Origin of the sequence: Helicobacter pylori (assembly GCF_014496485.1) — a bacterium.
Classification (GTDB): domain Bacteria; phylum Campylobacterota; class Campylobacteria; order Campylobacterales; family Helicobacteraceae; genus Helicobacter; species Helicobacter pylori_DD.
In genome coordinates, this window is record NZ_JACTAX010000030.1 from 1 (window position 1) to 1,046 (window position 1,046).

The window sequence follows — 1,046 nt, forward strand, 5'->3', positions numbered from 1 at the left end:
AAAAAAAAGAGCCACCCCACATGGGGGGGTTTAGTTTTCTAAATTTTCAGCCTCGCCCTCGTTTTTATCGGCTAAATCCTCATCGCCCTCATCTCGTAGTCCATAGTTACCAAGATTATCGGCTAATAAGTTAGCAGTTAAGCCCGCACAACTTAAATCATACTTATTGATACCACCGTCGCATAAGAATTGAGCTACAAATTTCGCCTCTTTTTGATTTTTAGGTAAAAATCTCGCCCACTCTTCCAAAGTAACGCCATAACCATTATCGCCCTTACCTTGCTCTCTGGGTAATTTTTTCGCATAAGCTTCAATCACACGAATAAACAAAGTCAAATCAGTAATATTCATATCATCAAAGCTTTCAAAGAAAGCGTCATCAACATTACGATTTTCAATCATTTTTAACCATTCTTGGTCGCTATGGTGCTTTAAATCCGCCATATAAGACAGAGCGTGAATAACAATCATACTAAATTGAAAACCTCTAGTCTCATACAACATGGGAGCAAACAAACTGCTTAATCTTTTCTTACGCTCCTCATTAGCATACAAATCAGCCATTACAAAGAAAATAAGTCTCTGATTGGTCAGCGAAATCAAAGTCCAACTTAAACTTGCTTTCTTTAGGCTCTTTAGGAGTTGAAGTCCTTTCCTTAATACTACTTGGTCCGCTAGTTACCACTTTAACGCCATCTAAAATGTCCGCTTTTTTGTTTTCAGCGTGAAGTTTCATATGCTCGGTCAATGGAACTTTATTGAACCACTTTAAGAATTTTTCGCTATTGAAAGCGTATGAGGCTTGGTTGCCTTTTTGGCTCCTTAAGGTTACACGATTAAACCCAAATATTAATGACTTTAGCTTCCACCACTTTATCGTTGATCGTGGCTTTAACTGACGCGCCTACTTTTAACTTATTTTCATTTTGAAAACCCATAAAATACTCCTTGGTAAAATTTGTTTTAAATTCTGCTATAATCGGTCGTTCAATGTTTTTTAATGTTCTTTATCTTTTTGGCATGGCGTTGTTCCTCCTTGTTGTGGT

Annotated in this window: 1 pseudogene; it reads right to left on the bottom strand. The window is 37.2% G+C overall.

What is annotated here, in order from left to right:
- Nucleotides 1-30 precede the first annotated feature (30 nt).
- A pseudogene (locus tag IC572_RS07850) lies at nucleotides 31-938 on the bottom strand (hypothetical protein).
- Nucleotides 939-1,046: the final 108 nt, after the last annotated feature.